Origin of the sequence: Nocardioides sp. (genome assembly GCF_014360585.1) — a bacterium.
Lineage (GTDB): Bacteria > Actinomycetota > Actinomycetes > Propionibacteriales > Nocardioidaceae > Nocardioides.
The window spans coordinates 38,373-59,291 of sequence record NZ_JACIXG010000027.1; the positions used below are offsets into that span (position 1 = coordinate 38,373).

The window sequence follows — 20,919 nt, forward strand, 5'->3', positions numbered from 1 at the left end:
GTGCGCATCGACCTCCATACTCACTCGCGAGTGAGTGACGGGACCGATTCGCCAACCGAGTTGATCCAGGCCGCCAAGGCCGCTGGGCTCGACGTCGTCGCGATCACCGACCACGACACCGCCGCCAGCTGGGACGAGGCGGCCACGGTTGCCGCGGAGGTGGGCATCGGGCTGGTGCGGGGCATGGAGATCAGCACCGACCACCTCGGCCACAGCGTGCACCTGCTGGCCTACCTGCCCGACCGGACCCACCCGCCGCTGGTCGCGGAGCTCGCCCGTGTTCTGGCGGGCCGTGACGGACGGCTGCCGCTGATGCTGGACCGGCTGGCGCGTCTCGGCATCGAGGTGTCGCTCGAGGACGTCGCAGCCGTCTCCGGTGATGCCGCCGCCTCCGGGCGCCCGCACCTGGCCGACGCGCTCGTCGCCAAGGGATTCGTGCGCAGCCGGGACGAGGCTTTCAACCGCTACCTCGGGGCCGGGAAACCTGCCAACGTCAGCCGCTACGCCGCCCCGCTCGAGCCCATGATCCGCACCGTCGCCGCCGCCGGGGGAGTGACCGTGATCGCCCATCCGTGGGGGCGTTCCGGACGCCAGCAGCCGGACGAGGCGGCCATCTCCTCACTGGTCGACGCGGGCCTGTCCGGGCTGGAGATCGACCACCAGGACCACACCCCGGAAACGCGCGAGAAGCTGCGGGTGATCGCCCGCAATCTCGACCTCGTGGTGACCGGTTCCAGCGATTACCACGGCACCGGAAAGGTGGGTCACCATCTGGGAGTGAACACCACTGCACCAGCCGAGTACGAGCGGCTCCTGGAGCGCGCCGCCGCCGCCTCGGCAGCCTCCGGACGAGTCACCCCCGAGGTCGTACGTTGACCGAGATCTTCGTCTCCACGTTCGTGACTCTCTTCGTGATCATGGACCCGGTCGGCACGATCCCGATCTTCTTGTCGCTGACCGCGGGACAGTCGCCGGCCAAGCAGCGTCGCGCGGCGCTGCTCGCGGTCGCGGTCTCGTTCCTGGTGATCACGATCTTCGCGCTGTTCGGACAGGCGATCCTGCACTTCCTGCACATCTCCCTCGAGGCGCTGCAGTGCGCCGGCGGCCTGCTCCTGCTGCTGGTCGCCCTCGAGCTGCTCACCGACAACTTCGACGATCCTGTCGCCGCCGCCGGAGCCAACGTGGCCCTGGTGCCGCTCGGCACCCCGCTCCTGGCCGGCCCCGGCGCGATCGTCGCGACCATGGTCTTCACCCAGGAGGTCGACTCGGTCGGGACCGCCTTCGGGCTCGGCCTCGGACTCATCGTCGTCCACCTGGCTCTCCTCGTCGCGATGGTCTTCTCCATCCCGATCCTGAAGGTCCTCAAGGAGTCCGGCGTCCTGCTCATCACCCGGATCGCCGGGCTGCTGCTCTCGGCGATCGCCGTCCAGATGGTCGCAGACGCGGTCATGACCTTCGTCGCGAACGCTTGAGACCGGCCCGGCTACCTGCGGCCCAGGGACTGGAACTTCTGGAGTACGCCGGTCGGGACCGCTCGCGCGAGGGTGGCGAGAGCCTTGTAGCGCTTGCTCGGGATCGAGAAGATCTTGTCGCTCTCGTAGTCCTCGAGCGCCTCACGGACCAGGTCGTCGACGTCGAGCCACATCCACGCCGGGGCGGAGTCGTAGCCGGAGCCGAGACGCTCGTGGAACTCGGTCTTGGTGAAGCCCGGGAGCAGGGCCATCACCTTGATCCCCTTGCTGGCGTACTCGTTGTGGGCCCACTCGGTGAAGGAGTTGATCCACGCCTTCGCGGCCGAGTAGGTGCCGCGGGGCAGGTAGGAGGCGACGGAGCCGACGTTGATGATGCCGCCGTGGCCGCGGGCCACCTGGGCGCCCAGCGCGGCGTGGGACAGGCGCAGCGGTGCGATGACGAGCACCTGTGCCATGGCGGTCTCCTCATCGGCGGTGTTGTCGAGGAAACGGTGCTTGAGGCCGTGGCCGGCGTTGTTGACCAGCAGGTCGACCGGATGGTCGGCGTCGGCCAGGCGCGCCTCGACCCGGGCCAGGTCGGCGCTGTCGATCAGGTCGGCGCGGAGCACCTCGACGCCGACGCCGTGAGCGTCGGTCAGGTCCTTCGCGACGCCGTTGAGACGCTCCTCGTCACGGGCGACGAGGACGAGGTCGTGACCGCGGGCGGCGAGCTGCTGGGCGAAGGCCAGACCGATGCCGGCGGTCGCGCCGGTGATCAGGGAGGTGGGTTTCGACATGGGGCAATCCTGCCACCACGACGCGCGCGGCGAACCCGGGCATCAGACCGACCTTCCACCGGCGGAACCGGGGTTTCTGTCTGTCATGTGACAGTTGACTTGCGGTCACCGGAGTTTGGATGATGTTCGACGTGGATTTCGCAGGCGTACTCGGACGCGCGGTGGAGAAGTGAGCCGCGGCGGGCGGCACCGGACGAGACCTCGGCCTCTCAGGCGCGCCAAGATGCTCTTCGCCGCATCCTTGCTGACCGCAGCCGGTCTGTACGGCGGGATCGAGGTGGTCGCCGAGCCGCCGGCCGACGGTCGGCCCAGCATGACCGCCGGCGGTGTGAAGATGGGCGCCGGCGATGAGGTTCGCGCCCCGGTCATGCCGCCCGACGCTCAGCGCGAGGAGGACACCACGCGCCACGTCGCCGCCTGGATCGCCACTGCGGAGAAGATGCTGCCGGCCGACTCCGGCAGCGGACGCCGGGCGGTCTTCTCGATCAGCCGTCAGCGGGTCTGGATCGTCTCCGCGGCCGATCGGCCGCGGCGTACCTATCCGGTCTCGGGCAGCGTCTACGACAACCTGAAGCCCGGCACCTACCGCGTCTTCTCCCGTTCCAAGCACGCCAGAGGGATCGACGACTCGGGCAGGATGAAGTGGTTCGTACGCTTCACCAAGGGCCCCAACGCCGCGATCGGGTTCCACAACATCCCGGTCGACAAGGGCAAGCGCGTGCAGTCCCGCGCCCAGCTCGGCACCCCGCTCTCGCACGGGTGCATCCGTCAGGCGGAGCCGGACGCGAAGGCGATGTGGCGCTTCGCGCGGCTCGGCACCAAGGTGGTCGTCACCGAATAGCGCGGCCCTTGATGAAGGAACCGGCTCGGCGATCTCAGTCCGTCTTCGTCGCCGAGCTGCTCGCGTTAGGAGCTTGTCCTGAGCCTGTCGAAGGGCGGCGGCGACGGCGGCGCCGGGGCGCGGAGCCCTCGGTCTCGCCGTCGGTGGGCTTCGTCGCGGACTCGGCGGCAGCCGGAGCAGCGGCCTTGTCGACGGTCTGGCCGCCGCGGGAGCGGGTGCGCTGACGGTCGCGGTTGCGCGGTGCGCGCTCACGCTTCTCGCCGTCCTTCTCGGAGTCCTTCTCCTTGGGCTTGGGGGGCGCGGCGGCCTTGATCCGGCCCTTGGTGCCCTTCGGGATGCCCATGTCGTGGAGGAAGTGCTCCGAGGAGGAGTAGGTCTCCTGCGGCTCGTCGAAGGGAAGGTCGAGAGCCTTGTTGATCATCTTCCACTTGTGCAGGTCGGCCCAGTCGACGAACGTGACCGCGACGCCGGAGGCGCCGGCGCGGCCGGTGCGACCGATGCGGTGGACGTAGGTCTTCTCGTCGTCCGGCGTGGTGTAGTTGACCACGTGGGAGACGCCGGTGACGTCGATGCCACGAGCGGCGACGTCGGTGGCAACCAGGACCTCGACCTTGCCGTCACGGAACTTCTGCATCACTCGCTCACGGGCGGCCTGCTGCATGTCCCCGTGCAGAGGAGAGGCGGGGAAGCCGCGGTCGGCGAGGTCGTCGGCGACCCGCTGAGCCTGTCGCTTGGTGCGGGCGAAGACGACGATCTTGTCGTGGTCCTCGCACTGCAGCAGGCGACCGATCATCTCGGGCTTGTCCAGGTCGTGGGCCTGGTAGACGAACTGTGCGGTGGCGGGCACCGTCTCGCGCTCGCTCGCCGACTCGGCGCGGATGTTCATCGGGTGGCGCATGTAGGAGCGGGCCAGCGCCACGATCGCACCCGGCATGGTGGCCGAGAAGAGCAGCGTCTGGCGGGTCTCCGGGGTGAGGGTGACCAGCTTCTCCACGTCGGGCAGGAACCCGAGGTCGAGCATCTCGTCGGCCTCGTCGAGGACGAGAGCGTGCACGTGGGAGAGGTCGAGGACCTTGCGGTTGGCCAGGTCGATCAGGCGACCCGGGGTGCCGACCACGATGTCGACGCCCTTCTCCAGCGCGTCGAGCTGGGTGTCGTAGCCCGCGCCGCCGTAGACGGTCAGCACGCGCAGACCGCGGTCCACGGAGATCATCGAGATCTCGGCGGAGACCTGCATGGCCAGCTCGCGGGTCGGTGCCACGATCAGCGCCTGCGGCTTGCCCTGGGGCAGGTCGACGTAGTCGGGGTCCTTGGGGGAGACGCTGCGCTGCACGACCGGGATACCGAAGGCCAGCGTCTTGCCGGAGCCGGTGCGGGCCTGGCCGATCATGTCGGTGCCCTGGAGGGCGACCGAGAGCGTCATCTCTTGGATGGCGAAGGGGGTGGTGATGCCTTTGCGCTCGAGCGGAGCGCAGATCTCGGGGTGAACACCGAGGTCCTTGAACGTGGTCATGATTTCGTCGCTACTCGCTTGTCTCATCGAATGCGGCGAGCGACTCACGGGTGTCTCGAGCTTGCCAAGCGAGTGCCACGCCGCGCACATACGGGATCCAGACCGCCGCGATACAGAGCTGAGTATCAGCGGTGCTGGGTCGGTCAAAATTCATTCTATCGGTAGGGTTCTCCCGTGGTTGCATCGTCAGAGTTCACGGGTCCTCAGGATCCCTTCGAGGATCCCGTCTACAAGGCCGCTGTCATCGACCTGCTGGGAGCCGTCGCCTATGGCGAGGTCTCGGCCGTCGAGCGGCTGACCGACGACGCCAAGATGGCGCCGTCGCTGGAGGACAAGACGGCTCTGCTCGCGATGGCGGCTGCCCAGCACGCCAAGATCCAGCCGGTGCTCGACCGGCTGGAGGAGCTCGGCGCCGACTCCTACGCGGCGATGGAGTCGCTGCGTGCCGGGTTCGACGAGTTCCACATCCACACGAGTCCGGCGGACTGGTGGGAGTCGCTGGTCAAGGCGTACGTCGGTGACGGTCTCGCCAACGACTTCTACCGTGAGATCGCCGGCTTCCTCGACGAGGAGACCCACAAGCTCGTGGTGACCACCCTCGAGGACGCCGGGCGGGCCGACTTCGTCGTGGACCGGGTCCGCGCCGGCATCGAGGCCGACCATCTCATCGGCGGACGGCTGGCTCTGTGGGGTCGTCGCCTCATGGGGGAGGCCCTCACCCAGGCGCAGCAGGTGGCAGCCACCCGCGAGGGGCTCAGCGAGCTGATCACCGGCGATCACCTTCCCGGTCTCGACCTCGGCTCGATCGGCGAGATGCTCACCCGCCTCACCCAGCGTCACATCGAGCGCATGGGCAAGCTCGGACTTGAACACTGAGAGCCCGGAGATCCTCTGGACCGGTTGGCAGGGAGCGCAGATCGCTCCCGATGCCACCGGTGTGTGGACGTCGCCCGAGGTCAGCCCCGGTTTCTCCTTCGGCGAGCTGATCGCCTCCTGGAACGTCGTGACCCCGCCGGGGACGTGGCTGGAGGTCGCGGCTCGGGTGGTTGCCGAGTCGGGGGAGCGGAGCGGCTGGCTGGTGCTGGCTCGCTGGTCCTCGGACCCGGCCTTCACCTCCAACTCCGTCGCTGGCCAGGACGACGCGATCGCGGACGCTGCCGACGACACGATCCTGGGCCGGGACGGGCGCAGGTTCGCGGCGTTCTCGTTGCGGCTGAGCCTGCACGGTCCGGCTGGGAGCCTGCCGCGGGTCAGCCTGCTCGGAGCGATGGTCTCGGCGAACGCCCGGGACTCGGCGCCAGGGGCGGGGCCGGTGGCTCGTGGGACGGTGGTGCGGGGCGTACCGGCCTATTCGCAGCAGCTCCATCGTGACCGCTATCCGCACTGGGACGGCGGCGGCCAGTCCTGGTGCAGCGCCGCGTCGACGGCGATGATCGCCGACTTCTGGGGCGTCGGCCCGACCGTCGAAGAGACGGCCTGGGTGGACTACGAGACCCCTGACCCGCAGGTTCCGTTCACCGTCCGGGAGGTCTACGACGAGTCCTTCGGCGGAGCCGGCAACTGGGCCTTCAACACCGCCTATGCGGGCGCGCGGGGGCTGGTCGCGTACGTCACCAGGCTCCGATCCTTCGCCGAGGCCGCGCAGTTCGTCGAGGCCGGGATCCCGCTCGTGCTCGCCGTCTCCCACCAGGAGGGCGAGCTGACCGGCGCCGGGTACGTCACCAACGGCCATCTGCTGGTGCTGATCGGCTTCGGTGACGACGGTGCCCCGATCGTCCACGACCCTGCCTCCCACAAGATCGCCAGCGACACGGAGGTGCGGACGACGTACGACCTCGGCGAGCTCGATCGAGCCTGGGCCCGCTCGGGGCGCGTCGTCTACGTCGTCCGGCCGCCGGAGGTTGCCCCGCCGGAGCCACCCGCGCAACCGAACTGGTGACGCCGTCGCCGGACGTGTTACACGAGTTCGAGCCCTGTGCAGAGCACTCCAACCAAACGAAAGCGGTCCCACCCCAGAGGGGCGGGACCGCTTCGCTATGACCTGGGCGAGGCTCAGGCCTTGGTCTTTCCGGTGACACCTGCGGCCACGACGACCGCGATGGCGGCGACGCCGACCTGCCAGAGGTGACGCCACCAGTCGATTCCCTTGGACGTGTTCCACATGTCGTAGTTCGGGTTGCCCGCGACGTTGCCGGCCACGCCGAAGATGGCGTAGTAGATCCAGCCGCCGACGAGCATGCCGACGATTCCGCAGACCACGACGAGCCAGAACGGAATGTTGTCCCGACTGCCGGGGGCGAGGAACTTGCCGAGGAGCCCGATGATGACCCCACCGACAAGCACGGTGATGATGGTCCCGATCATGCCCAATCCCTTCAGGTTGTAAGCGACGCGAAGAATGCGCCGATCACTCGATACTGCACCTGTTGGTACCCGAATGCACGGGCAACATGGCCCAAAACGGGAAGTTCGCTCCCGGAATCAGGGTCATCCCCTAGCGGTTCAGCCCGCGAACCCGACCTTGCCGACCTTGGCCGGGCCGAGCTCGATGTAGGCGAGCTTGTCGGTCGGGACGATGACCTTGCGGCCCTTGCTGTCGGTCAGAGCGAGCACGGCACCGCCGCCGAGGGCGTCGGCGATGAGCTTCTCCACCGACTCGCTGGACTCCTCGGTCTCTACGACGAGCTCACGGGCGGCCTGCTGGACGCCGATCTTGACCTCCACGGGTCCTCCTTGCGATGGGTCGATCAATGCTTCGGAATCCTCTCACACGGAAGGTGAGGAACCCCGTCGTTGCGCTGTGGGCGAAACGATGTCGGGTGACGACGCTCAGTCGGTTTTCGGGTAGCCGCCGATGCCGCGCCAGGAGAGCCCGGCGACCAGGCGGGCCGCGTCGGCCTGGGACAGGTTGCCGTTGTCGTGGAGCCAGTAGCGGGCGCTGACCTGGATCTGGCCGACGAGGCCGACCGCGAGGAGGTGGGAGGCAGCGGGGGCGAAACCGGTGTCCTCGGCGATGATCTCGGCGATCACCTCGGCGCACTCGTTGGTGACCCGGTCGACCTGCTCGCGCACGGCAGGGTCGTTGGTCAGGTCGGACTCGAAGACGAGCCGGAAGGCACCGGACTCCGATGCCACGTAGTCGTAGAAGACCTCGACGGTGCGTGCCACGCGCTCCTTGTTCTCGTCGGTCGAGGCCAGCGCCTCCCGGGTGCGATCGATGATCTCGTTCGCGGACTTCTCCAGCAGGGCGAGATAGAGGTCGAGCTTGCCGGGGAAGTGCTGGTAGAGAACGGGCTTGGAGACCCCGGCCCTCTCGGCGATGTCGTCCATCGCAGCAGCGTGGAAGCCGTAGGCGACGAAGACCTCGAGAGCGGAATCGAGGAGCTGGGCTCGTCGCTCCGTCCGGGGCAGTCGCGCCCCTCGCGGTCGAGTGGGGTCGAGCTCGGATTGGTGCGTGGTCACCCGAGCAGCCTACCCGCTGGTACTCGGATCGCGGGACGCGTCGTCGCCTCCTCCACGGATGAGGGAACATGGAGAAGTGCCCGCGGTGTTCAAGCAGGCATACGTACGTCCGAACTGAGGAGCCGTTGTGTCCCTAGCCCCGCTCGTGGAGCCCGCTGACGAGCTGACGATCGACGAGGTGCGCCGCTACAGCCGCCACCTCATCATCCCCGACGTCGGTATGGACGGGCAGAAGCGCCTGAAGAACGCCAAGGTGCTGGTCATCGGTGCCGGCGGTCTCGGCTCGCCCGCCCTGCTCTACCTGGCCGCCGCCGGCGTCGGCACCCTCGGCATCGCCGAGTTCGACGAGGTCGACGAGTCCAACCTGCAGCGCCAGATCATCCACAAGCAGTCGACGGTCGGCCAGCCGAAGGCCGACTCGGCCGCGGCTGCGATCCGTGAGGTGAACCCGTACGTCGACATCGTGCTGCACGACGTGCGCCTCGACAACGACAACGTGCGCGAGATCTTCGCCGGCTACGACCTGATCGTCGACGGCACCGACAACTTCGCGACCCGCTACATGGTCAACGACGCTGCCTACTTCCTGGGCATCCCCTACGTCTGGGGCTCGATCTACCGCTTCGACGGCCAGGCCTCGGTCTTCGCGCCGACGATCGGTGAGGACGCCCCCTGCTACCGCTGCCTCTACCCGGAGCCCCCGCCCCCGGGCATGGTTCCGTCCTGCGCCGAGGGCGGCGTACTGGGTGTGCTCTGCGCCTCCATCGGGTCCATCCAGGTCAACGAGGCCATCAAGATGCTGACCGGCATCGGTGAGCCGCTCGTCGGCAAGCTGATGATCTACGACGCACTCGAGATGGAGTACCGCAAGCTGAAGGTCCGCAAGGACCCCAACTGCGCACTGTGCGGTGAGAACCCGACCGTCACCGACCTGATCGACTACGACGCCTTCTGCGGTGCGCTCTCGACCGAGGCGGCGGACGCCGCGGCCGGCTCCACCATCTCGGTCACCCAGCTCGCCGAGATGATCAAGGAGCGCGAGGAGAGCAGCCGCGACTTCGTGCTCGTCGACGTGCGCGAGCCGAACGAGTACGAGATCAACAAGATCCCCGGCGCCGTGCTCATCCCGAAGGGCGACTTCCTCAACGGCAACGCGATCCCGCAGGTCGCCGAGCTCACCGGCGACGGCGCCAAGCCGCTCGTGTTCCACTGCAAGAGCGGCGTACGCAGCGCCGAGGTGCTCGCGATCGCCAAGGGCGCCGGCTACGCGGACGCGGTCCACGTCGGCGGTGGCGTGGTGGCGTGGGTCAACCAGATCGACCCCAGCCAGCCGTCGTACTGATCGGCGCTCCCGGTGGGTCTGGACAGGCCTGAGGCCGGGTTACTGAACTGTAGGCCAGCGGTGGCCCCACTGGGGCCGCCGCTGGCTTTCTATGTGCAGGGCGTACCCGATAGTTTTGCCGCGCAGCTGCGGGGGGCGGAGTTGCACAAGTGCACGAACCCCGGAGGATCGACGTTGTCCACACGCGCTCGTCTCAGCGCGACGCTCGCCGGTGCCACTCTGGCCGGCGGACTGTTTCTCGGAGCCCCTGCCAACGCGAGCGGCCAAGCCCCGGAGCCTGTCTCCGGAGTGGCTGTCGGATCGGCGATCGACCCGGATCGGCTGGAGTCGAACGTGGCGGACCCGACCCGCGGCGTACCTCCGTCGTACGTCTTCGCCGGGGTCGGTGCGCTGCTGATGGGAGCGGGCATCGGGCTGGCCGTCCGACGACGGCGGGCTGAGGCTGTGGCACGCTCGGCCGAGTGAGTCACGGCTACAACCACCACGAGCCTCCCCGTCCTCGCCGGCGCCAGCCGAGCCTGAGGACCTTCATCGGGGAGATCTTCGTCGTCGTCCTCGTGGTCGCGGTCGCGGTGCTCGGCTATGCCGCCTACGACTACTACACCAGGCTCGACGAGGCGAAGAAGAGCACCTCCACCCCGCCGGGGACCACCTCCTCGATCCCGGCCGAGGCCCTGGCCGAGGTGCCGAAGAAGAAGGGCAAGGTACGCGGCGTCTCCATCCCCACGCTCAACGTGCACGCCGACGTGGTGCCGCTGGCGATGGAACGCGGCACGCTCACCCCGCCAGCGGACGCCTCGCTCATGGGCTGGTGGAAGGGCGGCGCCAAACCAGGGGACGAGGACGGCTCGGTGCTGATCGTCGGCCACACCCTTCACAACGGAGGCGGCATCCTCGACCGGCTGGGTGAGGTGAACGAGGGCGACGAGATCATCGTGCGGACCAAGAAGGGCGAGTTCAGCTACACCGTCCGGTCGGTGCGGGACCTCTCCAAGGAGGAGGTCGCCAAGCGGAGCGCGAAGCTCTTCGATCCCGATGGGAAGCCGAAGCTGGTCGTGGTGACGTGCGACGACTGGGACGGCACTTCCTTCCAGGGCAACACCGTGGTCGTTGCGGTGCCGTAACCCGCAGCCCCGGAGCGTCGTTACTTGTGAGTCACATCACCTATAGAAACGAACGAGGCCCCCACATGCTCCGTATCCGCCGTTCGACACGCCGCGCCGCAGCCATCGCCGCCGGCGCTCTCGCCGCCGCCTTCGTCCCCGCGCTGATCCCGGCTCCCGCCCAGGCCTGGGCGCCGGCCGACACGGCCACCATCACTCCTGGCGTGCAGATGTACACCAACGGTGCCCAGTGCACCGCCAACTTCGTCTTCGCCGACTCGGCGGCGAACGTCTACGTCGGCTACGCCGCTCACTGCGCGGGTCTCGGCGAGGCCACCGACACCAACGGCTGCGCCGCGGAGTCGCTTCCGCTGGGCACGCCGGTGACCTTCAACGAGGGCGGTTCGCTGCTGAGCGCGGGCACCGTCCTGGGGAAGGGGAAGCTGGCGTACTCCTCCTGGCTCACCATGAAGAGGCAGGGCACCACGGACGAGAACACGTGCGCCTACAACGACTTCGCGCTGGTCAAGGTGGACGCCGCGGACGCGGGCAAGGTCAACCCGACCGTGCCGATCTGGGGCGGCCCCACGGGCATCGACACCGACGGCACCGTGGCCGGTGACAAGGTCTACTCCTACGGCAACTCCTCGATCCGTGCCGACATCGACCTGCTCTCGCCGAAGATCGGTCTCTCCCTCGGGGACAGCGTCAACGGCACCCGGTGGTCGCACCCGCTCTACAACCTCACCCCGGGCATCCCCGGTGACTCCGGCTCCGGCTTCCTGAACGCGGAGGGCAAGGCCGTCGGCACCCTGTCGACGCTGGGACTGGCTCCGCTGGCGGGTTCCAACAACATCGGTGACATGGACCTCGAGCTGAAGTACGCCCAGGCGAACTCGGGCATCTCCGGTCTGCGTCTGGTCAACGGCACCGAGCCGTTCAGCGCCATCCTCTGAGCACACCGCTGGTCGAGCCGTGAGGCCGCCTGCGGCCGAGCGTGTCGAGACCAACACAGTCCTGTCGAGTGCCGATGGGACCGTGTTGGTCTCGGCTCCCGCTCGCGAGCGCTCGCGGGGCTCGACCAGCGAAAGTAGGGGTATGACCGACCGGGAGGCGTACGTTGAAGCCGTTCTGCGTCTCGTCGAGCAGATCCCACGCGGGCAGGTGACGACCTATGGCGCGATCGCGGACGCCCTCTTCGACGAGTTCGGGGGCGGTCCGCGGCAGGTCGGCGCGGTGATGGCACGCGAAGGCGCCGGAATGCCGTGGTGGCGCGTGGTGCGGGCCGACGGCTCGCTCCCCGCCTCCCACGGTGAGGAGGCCCGCCAGGCCTATCTCGAGGAGGGCACCCCGCGTCGAGTCTCGGGGGCGGTGGACCTGCGCGAGGCGCTGTGGCTGCCACCTACGATGATCACGTGATGTATCGCGTCCTCCACGCCGTCGTGCCACCCCTTCTCCGGGCCGTCTGGCGCCCCACGGTGACGGGGGCCGAGAACGTCCCGCGCACCGGCGGGGTGATCCTGGCCAGCAACCACCTCAGCTTCGCCGACTCGATCGTGATCCCGTCGGTCTCGCCCCGGCCGGTGCACTTCCTGGCCAAGTCCGACTACTTCACCGGCACCGGGCTCAAGGGCGGGGCCCAGAAGGCGTGGTTCGAGGGGCTCGGGATGCTGCCGGTGGACCGCGACGACCCGCAGGCGGCGCTCGGCTCGCTCGAGGTGGCCCTGGAGGTCCTCGGCAAGGGCGAGGCGTTCGGGATCTATCCGGAGGGCACCCGCTCCCGCGACGGCCGGCTCTATCGCGGCCGTACGGGGGTGGCGCACCTGGCGCTGACCGCCGGCGTCCCGGTGGTGCCGGTGGGTCTGCGCGGGACCGCACAGCTCCAGCCGGTGGGATCGAGCCTGCCGCGCCTGGCGAAGGTCACCGTCGCGTTCGGACAGCCGATCCAGGTGGCTGGACGCTTCGACGGCGTACCTCTCGGCAAGGCCCGCCGGGTGATCACCGACGAGGTGATGGCGGCGATCGCGGTGCTGAGCGGCCAGGAAGCGGCCGGGGTCTACAACGAGCGGCCCGCCGACGTCTGATCGCCTATTGCGTCGCGCGGCGAACGGGCGCATCCTGGAAGGTGGACCCCTAGCCGCCGAGGTGAGGCAGATGGCCACCACGACCGTGTTGCAGGACGAGCTGCGCCGCAAGCACGACGAGCTCGCTGAGCGTCTGGCCCACGCTCGGAGCATCATCGCCAGGCCGGAGCAGACCCGTCGGGGCTGTCCACCGATCGACCGGTTCAACGCCAGCACGTCTCGACATCTGCACGCTGTCGACGAGGCGCTGCTGCCCGCGGTCTCCGCCAACTGCGAGGGCGGCGACGGTCTGGTCCTTGCCTATCTCCCCACCGCGCGGCACCTGGAGGTGCTGGTCTTCCACGTGAAGGCGCACGAGTACGGCTCCACCTGGGAGACCGCCCACTCGTGGCCGACGCTGTGGGGCGCGGTCGAGGAGGCGCTCGACGCTCAGCGCGAGAAGGAGGACGAGCTGGTCTCGCACCTCGCTGAGGAAGCCTCCGGCGACGTGCTCCTGCTCGTCGCCGAACGGCTCATGGCGGCCGAGCGCAGGGCGCCCTCGCGTCCCCATCCCCGCCTCCCGCACACGGGCCTGCCCGGCAAGGTCGTACGCCGCGTGGCCCGTCCCGTCGACGCGATCTGCGACGCGCTCGAGAACCGTTCGGTCGGCGGTCCGAAGCCGCTGCCGCACAAGAAGCCGGGCCTGTTCTGGCAGTACCTGCTCGGCGACCCGCGCTTCCCCGACGATCCGGCCAAAGAGACCCGGCACAATGAGCCGGGTGACCGCTGACTCCATCACCTCCGCACTCGACCTCGCGCCGCACCCCGAAGGCGGCTCGTTCCGGCAGACCTGGGCTGCTGCCGAGACCGTCGCCCTGCCCGACGGGCGGGTTCGCCCGACCGCGACCCTGATCTACTTCCGGCTCCTGGCGGGGGAGTCGTCCGCGTGGCACCGGGTCACCTCCGACGAGATCTGGCTGGCGCACACCGGTGTGGTGTCACTGCAGCTCGGTGGCTCCGCCACGGCCCCCGTCGAGGGCGAGACCGTGCTCGTCGGGGTGGACGTCGCGGGCGGCCAGGTGCCGCAGGCCGTCGTGCCGGCGGGGGTGTGGCAGCGTACGGTCCCCTCGTCCGATGACGCGCTCGTCTCCTGCGTGGTCTCGCCTGGCTTCGACTTCGACGACTTCGAGCTCGCCTCAGAATCAGGAAGCGCGGAGTAGGCCCGATGGAGTACACCTTCGAAGGGGCCGTCATCGAGTGGCGCGGTCCGGCGCCGTTCTACTACGTGCCCATGCCCGTCGAGGACGCCCAGGACCTCAAGGAGGACGCTCGTGGGATGGAGTACTGGGGTCAGGTCGCCGTCACCGCCACCATCGGTGCGACCACCTTCACCACCGCGCTCTTCCCCAAGGACGGCACCTACCTGCTTCCGCTGAAAGCCGTCGTCCGGCGGGCCGAAGGGATCGATCTCGACGACGTCGTGGGGGTCCGGATGCGGCTGGGTCACGACGTCTGATCGGGCGTCTGAAGGGACCTCTGAAAACTGTCGGTGTCGTCTGATTAGGTAGGGCCCGTGAGTGTCGCCTACCGCCTAGCCCCGCCGCCGAGCGCAGCCGCCGTGCCGGTGCTCGACGAGCACCAGCGCTCGGTCGTGGAGCACGCCGGCGGGCCGCTCCTGGTGCTGGCCGGACCCGGGACGGGCAAGACGACCACGCTGGTGGAGGCGGTCGTCGACCGGATCGAGAACCGAGGCGTACGGCCCGACCAGCTGCTGGCGCTGACCTTCTCCCGCAAGGCCGCCGAGCAGCTGCGCGACCGGGTGACGGCGCGGCTGGGGCGCACCCTCTCGGGGGCGGTCTCCTCGACGTTCCACTCCTTCGCCTACGGGCTGGTGCGGCGCTATGCGCCGGCCGAGCTCTACACGGCGCCGCTGACGCTGCTCTCCGCGCCCGAGGCTGACGTGGTGCTGCAGGAGCTGCTGTCCGACCACCCGGAGTCGGTGCGATGGCCGGAGCGGTTCCGGATGGCGGTCGGCACCCGCGGGTTCGCGCGCGAGGTGCAGACCGTGATCGCGCGGGCACGCGAGCGCGGGCTCGATCCCGACCAGCTGGTGACGCTCGGCCGTGACGAGGGGATCGAGGAGTTCGTCGCGGCCGGATGGTTCCTGGAGCAGTATCTCGACGTGCTCGGCGCCCAGGCGGCCATCGACTACCCCGACCTGATCATGCGCGGGGTGATCGAGGCCGAGCGGCATGCGGCCGAGCTCCGGGCCGAGTTCACGTGCGTGTTCGTGGACGAATACCAGGACACCGACCCGAGCCAGGTCGCGCTGCTGCAGGCGCTGGCCGGCGACGGCCGCGACCTGATCGTCGTCGGCGACCCCGACCAGTCCATCTACGGTTTCCGGGGCGCGGACGTCAACGGAATCCTCGACTTCCCCGCTCAGTTCCTGACCCGGGAACGCCGGCATGCGCCGGTGGTGGCTCTGGGGACGACCCGTCGTTTCGGGTCACGGCTGCTGCGGACCTCGCGGTCGATCGCCGCGGGGATCTCCGTGCGCGGCTCGATCCCGGTCGCTGCCTACGACACCTTCCGCAACCCGCACCCGTTGGCCCAGGACCCGGGAAGGGCCGAGGTGCTCACCTTCGACACCGACCGGGCCGAGACCGAGCACATCGCCGACCTGCTCCGCCGGGCTCACCTCGAGGACGGCATCGACTGGTCCGACATGGCCGTCCTGGTGCGTTCGGGCCGCACCTCGATCCCGCAGCTGCGCCGGTCGCTGACCGCAGCCGGTGTCCCGGTCGAGGTCGCCTCCGACGAGACCCCGCTGGTCCGTGAGCCGGCCGCCGCGGTCCTCCTCGACGCGCTCGGGATCGTCGTCGACGCCGCCGTCGAGTCGGAGCTCGACGAACGCTACGTACGCTCCGAGCGCTGCGAGGAGCTGCTCACCGGCCCGCTCGGCGGGCTCGACGCGACCGACGTCCGTGCGCTGACTCGCACGCTCAGGGCAAGGTTTCCCGACGTGTCTGCGAGCGATCTCGTACGCCGCGCCGTGCTCGATCCGTCGTCGCTGGTCGAGCCCGGGACCTTCCCGTTGGTCGAGCCCGGCGAGCGCCAGCGAGCCGGTGTCGAGACCAACACAGTCCCCTCGAGCGCGACAGGGGACCGTGTTGGTCTCGACACGGATTCGTTCGTACCTCACGAATCCGGCTCGACCAGCGGGGGTGGCTCGACCAGCCGCGGCGAGGAACGGGTGCTGGGGCGCGTACGCCGGCTTGCGGCCCTTCTTGTCGAGGCGCGCCGTGTGCTGGCAGGCGGTGCCGGGGCGGAGCAGGTTCTCTGGACACTGTGGGAGGGCGCCGACTGGGGCCAGCGGCTGCGGGCGCAGGTCGAGTCGGGTGGCTCGGCGGCGCGGCTGGCTCATCGAGACCTGGATGCGGTCGTGGCGCTGTTCGACACCGCTGCCAAGATCGAGGGCCGTCAGGAGTTCACCTCGGTGGAGACCTTCCTCGCGACTCTCCGCGCCCAGGAGATCCCGGCCGACACCCTGGCCGACAAGGGTGTGCGCGGCTCGGCGGTGCGGCTGCTCACCGCCCACCGGTCCAAGGGGCTGGAGTGGGGGCTCGTGGTGGTCGCCCACGTCCAGGAGGGCGCCTGGCCCGACCTGCGGCGTCGCGACTCGCTCCTCGGCCCCGACCGGATCGCTCCGGCGCTCCCGGACGGTCATCACGGTGGGCTGCTGCCTCCGCTGACCCGCTCGGCGATGCTCGCCGAGGAGCGCCGACTCTTCTACGTCGCCGCCACTCGCGCCCGGTCCCGGCTCGTCGTGACCGCGGTGAAGTCTCCCGACGACGACGGCGACCAGCCGTCGCGGTTCATCAACGAGCTCGGCCTGCGCGAGGACCAGATCCGTCACCGCATCGGCCGGCCGGCAAGACCGCTGTCGCTGGCCGGTCTGGTCGCCGAGCTGCGCCGCACCGCGGCAGACCCGGCTCAACCCGACGCGCTGCGGGAAGCGGCCGCGAGGCGGCTGCAGAAGCTGGCTGCCACCGAGGTGCGCGGGAAGCGGATCGCGCTCGCCGCCGACCCGTCGACCTGGTGGGGGCTGCGAGCCCCGACGTACGCCTCGGCTCCGGTCCGGCCCGAGGACCGTCCGATCACGCTGAGCGCGTCGGCGCTGGAGGCGATCTTGACCTGCCCGGCGCAGTGGTTCCTGGCTCGCGAGGCAGGCGGCGCGGTCACCGACTCCTCCTCGCAGGGATTCGGCAAGGTGGTGCACGCGATCGCCGAGCAGCTCGCCCGCGGCGTCCTCGACGCTGCCACGGTCGAGGATCTGATGCCGTTCGTGGACGAGGTGTGGGGCCGCCTCGAGTTCCGTACGCCCTGGTCGGCTGCCCGCGAGCGCGAGGCGGTCCGCGAGGTGCTCGCCCGGTTCCTGACCTGGCATCGGCGCCCCGGTGCGCGGACCGTGATCGGGTTCGAGGAGCAGCTGACCGCGAAGATATCGCTTCCCAGTGGGGAGACGGTGCGGCTCAACGGCTACGCGGACCGGCTGGAGCTCGACGAGAGCGGAAGGATCGTGGTGGTCGACCTGAAGACCGGGAAGTATCCGCCCACCGCACAGGAGGTAAAGGAGCACGGCCAGCTCGGCCTCTACCAGCTGGCGGTCGAGCACGGCGCGGCCTCGTCGCTGGCGCCGGGTGCGACCTCCGGGGGAGCGGAGCTGATCCAGCTGCGCCATCCGGCGGGTTCGGGGAGCGGGCTGCCGAAGGTGCAGGTGCAGGCGCCCGAGCCGCCCGAGATCATCGCCCAGCTGGAGAAGGCGGTGGCGACGGTGCGGGCCGAGGAGTTCGTGGCCAGGCCCGGCAAGCAGTGCGACCGGTGCCAGTTCGTCGCGCTCTGTCCGGCGCAGACCTCGGGATCGGTGCTGTCGTGAGCCCGGAGACGAATCCAGCGATGAACTCCGCGATGACGGTCGAGACCCCCGAAGAGCTCGCCAAGCTGATGGGCCACGACTGGCTCTACAGCGAGGAGCAGTTCCGCGCGATCACGGCTCCGCTGGAGCCGGCCGTGGTGATCGCCGGCGCCGGCTCCGGCAAGACCGCGGTGATGGCCGCTCGAGTCGTCTGGCTGGTCGCCACCGGTCGCGTACTCCCTGGGGAGGTGCTCGGTCTGACCTTCACCACGAAGGCGACCGCCGAGCTGGCCACCCGGATCCGGGAGTCGCTGCAGAAGGCAGGTCTGTGGCCCGAGCGACGCGAAGGTCCACCGCGGCCCGGGGAAGAGGACGAGGAGCCCGCTGAGCCGACGGTTTCGACCTACCACTCCTACGCCTCCGGGCTGCTCTCCGAGCACGGCCTGCGGATCGGGCACGAGCCGGACACCCGGCTGATCGCCGATGCGACCCGCTACCAGCTGGCGGCGCGGGCCGTGGCCCGGCACCCCAACCCGGTGGAGAAGCTGACCGACTACCCGAAGCTGGCCGTCCAGCAGCTGCTCGCGCTCGACTCCGAGCTGTCCGAGCACCTCGTCGATCCCGCCACGTTGCGTGCCTACGACCGCAACGAGCGAGCGCTGTTCGCCCTCGAGGTGGCTGATCTCAAGGCGCAGCTCGCCGACGGGAAGCGGGTCAAGACGAAGCTGAACAAGGTCGAGAAGGCGATCGACGCGATCGACAAGCGCTACGAGCTGCTCGATCTGGTCGACGGCTACCGCCGCCTCAAGGACCGGCTCGGGCTGATGGACTTCTCCGACCAGATCGCTCTCGCAGCCCGCCTGGCCGAGGAGACCCCCGAGGTCGGGGAGATCGAGCGTGGGAAGTTCAAGGTGGTGCTGCTCGACGAATACCAGGACACCTCGGTGGCCCAGGCCAAGATGCTCGCTCGTCTCTTCGGCGACGGGCATCCGGTGACCGCCGTCGGCGACCCCAACCAGGCGATCTACGGGTGGCGCGGTGCCTCGGTGAGCAACATTCTCGAGTTCGGCAGGGACTTCCCTCCCAAGGGGGCCTCGACAAGCTCGACCACCGGGTACTCCCTGACCGTCAACCGCCGCTCGGACGCCCGCATCCTCGACACCGCCAACCATCTGGCCGCCCAGCTCTACGAAGGGCGCGAGAAGGAGCGGCTTGTCGCCGCCGAGGGGGCGCGCGACGGTGAGGTGCGGGTGCATGTCCACGAGACGTACGACGAAGAGCTGCTCTGGCTCGCCGACAAGGTGATCGAGGCCCACGAGTCGGTCGGGGAGTGGAAGGAGATCGGCGTGCTGACCAGGGACAACTCGCAGGCGGCGGCGGTCTTCGACGCGCTCACCGCACGCGAGATCCCGGTCGAGATCGTCGGTCTGAAGGGGCTGCTCCGGCTGCCCGAGGTGGCCGAGGTCGTCGCCACCATGGAGCTGCTCCACGACGTCACCGCCAACTCCGCGCTGCTCACCCTGCTCGCCGGCCCACGCTGGGCGATCGGGCCCCGTGACCTCGCCATCCTCGGCCGCAGGTCGCGTGATCTGGCCGGGGTCGTCGGAGGTGCGGAGGAGTTCGCCGACGTCGAGCGGCAGCTGGAGGCGGCCGTCGAGGGCACCGACCCCACCGAGATCCCCTCGCTCAACGACGCGCTTGAGGATCCCGGCGACCCCTCCGACTACGACTACTCACCGCAGGCCAGGGAGCGCTTCAAGCTGCTCGCCGATGAGCTCCGCGGGTTGCGCCGAGCGGTCAACGAGCCGCTCCTCGACCTGGTCCGCCGGATCATCGACGTCACCGGCATCGACGTCGAGCTCGCTGCCTCGGTCTCCCCGGCGGCCTCCGCCCGGCGCGACAACCTCGACCTCTTCGTCCAGGCGGTCGCAGACTTCGAAGGTCTCGATGGCCAGGTAACCCTGGCCGCGCTGCTGGCCTACCTGGAGGCGGAGGACGAATACGGCCAGGGACTCGATGTCGCCACCCCGTCCGAGGCCGACTCGGTCAAGCTGCTCACCGTCCACCGCGCCAAGGGCCTGGAGTGGGATGTCGTCTTCCTGGTCGGGGTGACCCACAAGAAGTTCCCCACCGGCCAGACGCGATCGTCGTGGCTGACCGTCCCCTCGGTGATGCCCGCCGCGCTCCGCGGAGACCGTGACGACCTGCCCCAGCTCCACGGCCACGACGCCGACTCGATCGACGAGCTCCTCGCCGAGCGCAAGGAGCACGAGCGCGTCGAGGAGCTCCGGTTGGCGTACGTCGCCTGGACCCGGGCCCGCCACGTCCAGTTCGTCTCGTGCTGGCGCTGGTCGCCCTCGCTGAAAGAGGGCCGCGGCCCGTCGCTCTACGTGGAGAAGACCCGCGAGGCGCTGTTGCAGTGGGGTGCCAAGCCTGACCGCTGGGCGGAGGTCGTTGTCAAGGGCGAGGAGGAGAGCCCGTACGCCGCGCAGGAGGTCGACCTGCCCTGGCCGATCAATCACCACACGGCCGAGGTGGAGCGCCGGCTGGAGGCGGCCAAGCTGGTCCGTGAGGTCGGCCCGGGGCCGGACGATCTCGAGGATCTCACCCTGCTCGAGACCGTGAACCAATGGGACGAGGAGATCGAGCGGCTGCTCGCCGAGGCGGCCCGTGAGCGGGCTCCCGAGGTGACCGTTCCGCTGCCGTCGTCGTTGTCGGCCACCGCCATGTCCAAGCTGCGCGACGATCCGCTCGGCTTCGCCGCCGACCTGGTCCGCCCGATGCCCCGTAAGCCGTCCTCCCAGGCCCGTTTCGGCACCCGGTTCCACGCCTGGGTCGAGGCCCGCTTCGGCCAGCAGGACCTCTTCGACCCCGACGACCTGCCTGGTCGTGCCGACCACGGCATCGAGGACGAGTCCGGTCTCGAGGAGGTGATCGCCGCCTTCGAGAAAGGCCCGTTCGCCGACCGGCCACCCTTCCGCGTCGAGGCCGCCTTCGCGATCGTCCTGGCAGGCCAGGTCGTGCGCGGCCGGATCGACGCGGTCTACCAGGAGCCCGACGGCACCTTCCTGATCATCGACTGGAAGACCAACCAGACCCAGAACGCCGACCCTCTTCAGCTGGCCCTCTACCGACTCGGGTGGGCTGAGCTCATGGGCGTGCCGTTGTCGCAGGTTCGGGCGGCGTTCTACTACGTGCGTTCTGGGCGGCTCGTCGAGCCTCCTGCTCTTCCTGGGCGGGAGGAGTTGGAGAGGATCGTGGGTGGGGGCTGACGCCGGTTTTCGGCACGCGTCAGGGCTGTGTTTTTGTGGTTGGGGTTTGCCGCCGACCCGTTTGGGGAGGGTGTTCTCGACGAACCCCGGAGTAAAGGACGGCCTTCGGCCGCCGGCTTCGCCGGTCGCCTGCGGCGATCCTTGACACCGGGCTCCG

At 69.5% G+C, this 20,919-nt stretch carries 21 protein-coding genes; 16 read left to right on the forward strand and 5 right to left on the reverse strand.

From position 1 onward, the window contains the following. Together H5T77_RS11225 and H5T77_RS11230 are read left to right on the forward strand one after the other, a co-directional pair. On the forward strand, nucleotides 1-876 hold the full coding sequence (locus H5T77_RS11225) for a PHP domain-containing protein (protein WP_292649079.1): 876 nt from the start codon (nucleotides 1-3) through the stop codon (nucleotides 874-876). Beyond that, the gene (locus H5T77_RS11230) at nucleotides 873-1,472 is read left to right on the forward strand and encodes a MarC family protein (protein ID WP_292649082.1); all 600 of its coding nucleotides are present in this window, start codon (nucleotides 873-875) and stop codon (nucleotides 1,470-1,472) included. The genes H5T77_RS11225 and H5T77_RS11230 overlap by 4 nt, the downstream gene beginning before the upstream one ends. An 11-nt stretch (nucleotides 1,473-1,483) precedes the next feature. Here H5T77_RS11230 and H5T77_RS11235 read toward each other — a convergent pair whose 3' ends face one another. Continuing rightward, on the reverse strand, nucleotides 1,484-2,248 hold the full coding sequence (locus H5T77_RS11235; protein ID WP_292649085.1) for an SDR family NAD(P)-dependent oxidoreductase: 765 nt from the start codon (nucleotides 2,246-2,248) through the stop codon (nucleotides 1,484-1,486). A gap of 223 nt (nucleotides 2,249-2,471) precedes the next feature. On the opposite strand from H5T77_RS11235, the gene H5T77_RS11240 reads away from it, so the two are divergent. Next, the gene (locus H5T77_RS11240; protein ID WP_292649088.1) at nucleotides 2,472-3,089 is read left to right on the forward strand and encodes a L,D-transpeptidase; all 618 of its coding nucleotides are present in this window, start codon (nucleotides 2,472-2,474) and stop codon (nucleotides 3,087-3,089) included. Between the two features lie 34 nt (nucleotides 3,090-3,123). Here the strand turns inward: H5T77_RS11240 and H5T77_RS11245 are convergent, their stop codons facing one another. Further along, a complete protein-coding gene (locus H5T77_RS11245; RefSeq protein ID WP_292649091.1) occupies nucleotides 3,124-4,602 on the reverse strand; it encodes a DEAD/DEAH box helicase in 1,479 nt (492 codons plus the stop codon). Between the two features lie 174 nt (nucleotides 4,603-4,776). Between H5T77_RS11245 and H5T77_RS11250 the strand changes: the two genes are divergently transcribed. Beyond that, nucleotides 4,777-5,478, forward strand: a complete 702-nt coding sequence (locus H5T77_RS11250; RefSeq protein ID WP_179659524.1) for a ferritin-like fold-containing protein — start codon at nucleotides 4,777-4,779, stop codon at nucleotides 5,476-5,478. Continuing rightward, nucleotides 5,468-6,541, forward strand: a complete 1,074-nt coding sequence (locus H5T77_RS11255) for a C39 family peptidase (RefSeq protein WP_292649095.1) — start codon at nucleotides 5,468-5,470, stop codon at nucleotides 6,539-6,541. Before H5T77_RS11250 ends, H5T77_RS11255 begins: the two co-directional genes overlap by 11 nt. A 113-nt stretch (nucleotides 6,542-6,654) precedes the next feature. Here the strand turns inward: H5T77_RS11255 and H5T77_RS11260 are convergent, their stop codons facing one another. The 3 genes from H5T77_RS11260 to H5T77_RS11270 form a co-directional block, all read right to left on the reverse strand. Next, a complete protein-coding gene (locus H5T77_RS11260; protein WP_292649098.1) occupies nucleotides 6,655-6,966 on the reverse strand; it encodes a hypothetical protein in 312 nt (103 codons plus the stop codon). Nucleotides 6,967-7,104: 138 nt separating this feature from the next. Further along, nucleotides 7,105-7,326: a DUF3107 domain-containing protein gene (locus H5T77_RS11265; RefSeq protein WP_292649100.1), complete on the reverse strand. Its 222-nt coding sequence runs from the start codon at nucleotides 7,324-7,326 to the stop codon at nucleotides 7,105-7,107. Nucleotides 7,327-7,431: 105 nt separating this feature from the next. After that, complete coding sequence (locus tag H5T77_RS11270; RefSeq protein WP_179659520.1) at nucleotides 7,432-8,064, reverse strand: TetR/AcrR family transcriptional regulator; 633 nt, start codon at nucleotides 8,062-8,064, stop codon at nucleotides 7,432-7,434. A 127-nt stretch (nucleotides 8,065-8,191) separates the two neighbouring features. Here H5T77_RS11270 and moeZ point away from each other — a divergent pair, with 127 nt between their 5' ends. From moeZ to H5T77_RS11325, 11 genes are all read left to right on the forward strand, one after another. Then, on the forward strand, nucleotides 8,192-9,406 hold the full coding sequence (gene moeZ, locus H5T77_RS11275; RefSeq protein ID WP_292649103.1) for an adenylyltransferase/sulfurtransferase MoeZ: 1,215 nt from the start codon (nucleotides 8,192-8,194) through the stop codon (nucleotides 9,404-9,406). A 174-nt stretch (nucleotides 9,407-9,580) separates the two neighbouring features. Further along, the gene (locus tag H5T77_RS11280; protein WP_292649105.1) at nucleotides 9,581-9,871 is read left to right on the forward strand and encodes a hypothetical protein; all 291 of its coding nucleotides are present in this window, start codon (nucleotides 9,581-9,583) and stop codon (nucleotides 9,869-9,871) included. Next, nucleotides 9,868-10,530 (forward strand): class F sortase, encoded by a 663-nt coding sequence (locus tag H5T77_RS11285; protein WP_292649108.1) that lies wholly within the window; start codon nucleotides 9,868-9,870, stop codon nucleotides 10,528-10,530. Before H5T77_RS11280 ends, H5T77_RS11285 begins: the two co-directional genes overlap by 4 nt. 65 nt (nucleotides 10,531-10,595) lie before the next feature. Next, nucleotides 10,596-11,465, forward strand: coding sequence for a serine protease family protein (locus H5T77_RS11290; protein ID WP_292649111.1), 870 nt, complete (start codon nucleotides 10,596-10,598; stop codon nucleotides 11,463-11,465). 142 nt (nucleotides 11,466-11,607) lie between these two features. Next, complete coding sequence (locus tag H5T77_RS11295) at nucleotides 11,608-11,928, forward strand: MGMT family protein (RefSeq protein WP_292649113.1); 321 nt, start codon at nucleotides 11,608-11,610, stop codon at nucleotides 11,926-11,928. Next, nucleotides 11,928-12,593, forward strand: coding sequence for a lysophospholipid acyltransferase family protein (locus H5T77_RS11300; RefSeq protein WP_292649130.1), 666 nt, complete (start codon nucleotides 11,928-11,930; stop codon nucleotides 12,591-12,593). Before H5T77_RS11295 ends, H5T77_RS11300 begins: the two co-directional genes overlap by 1 nt. Before the next feature lie 70 nt (nucleotides 12,594-12,663). Continuing rightward, nucleotides 12,664-13,362: a hypothetical protein gene (locus tag H5T77_RS11305; protein WP_292649116.1), complete on the forward strand. Its 699-nt coding sequence runs from the start codon at nucleotides 12,664-12,666 to the stop codon at nucleotides 13,360-13,362. After that, nucleotides 13,343-13,792: a cupin domain-containing protein gene (locus H5T77_RS11310; protein WP_292649119.1), complete on the forward strand. Its 450-nt coding sequence runs from the start codon at nucleotides 13,343-13,345 to the stop codon at nucleotides 13,790-13,792. The genes H5T77_RS11305 and H5T77_RS11310 overlap by 20 nt, the downstream gene beginning before the upstream one ends. Nucleotides 13,793-13,797: 5 nt before the next feature. Continuing rightward, complete coding sequence (locus tag H5T77_RS11315; RefSeq protein ID WP_292649121.1) at nucleotides 13,798-14,088, forward strand: DUF1905 domain-containing protein; 291 nt, start codon at nucleotides 13,798-13,800, stop codon at nucleotides 14,086-14,088. Between the two features lie 57 nt (nucleotides 14,089-14,145). Then, nucleotides 14,146-17,511 carry an ATP-dependent helicase gene (locus H5T77_RS11320; RefSeq protein WP_292649124.1) on the forward strand — a complete coding sequence of 1,122 codons (3,366 nt, stop codon included), beginning with the start codon at nucleotides 14,146-14,148 and terminating at the stop codon, nucleotides 17,509-17,511. Nucleotides 17,512-17,531: 20 nt separating this feature from the next. Next, nucleotides 17,532-20,762: an ATP-dependent helicase gene (locus H5T77_RS11325; RefSeq protein WP_292649127.1), complete on the forward strand. Its 3,231-nt coding sequence runs from the start codon at nucleotides 17,532-17,534 to the stop codon at nucleotides 20,760-20,762. The last annotated feature ends 157 nt before the right edge of the window (nucleotides 20,763-20,919 follow it).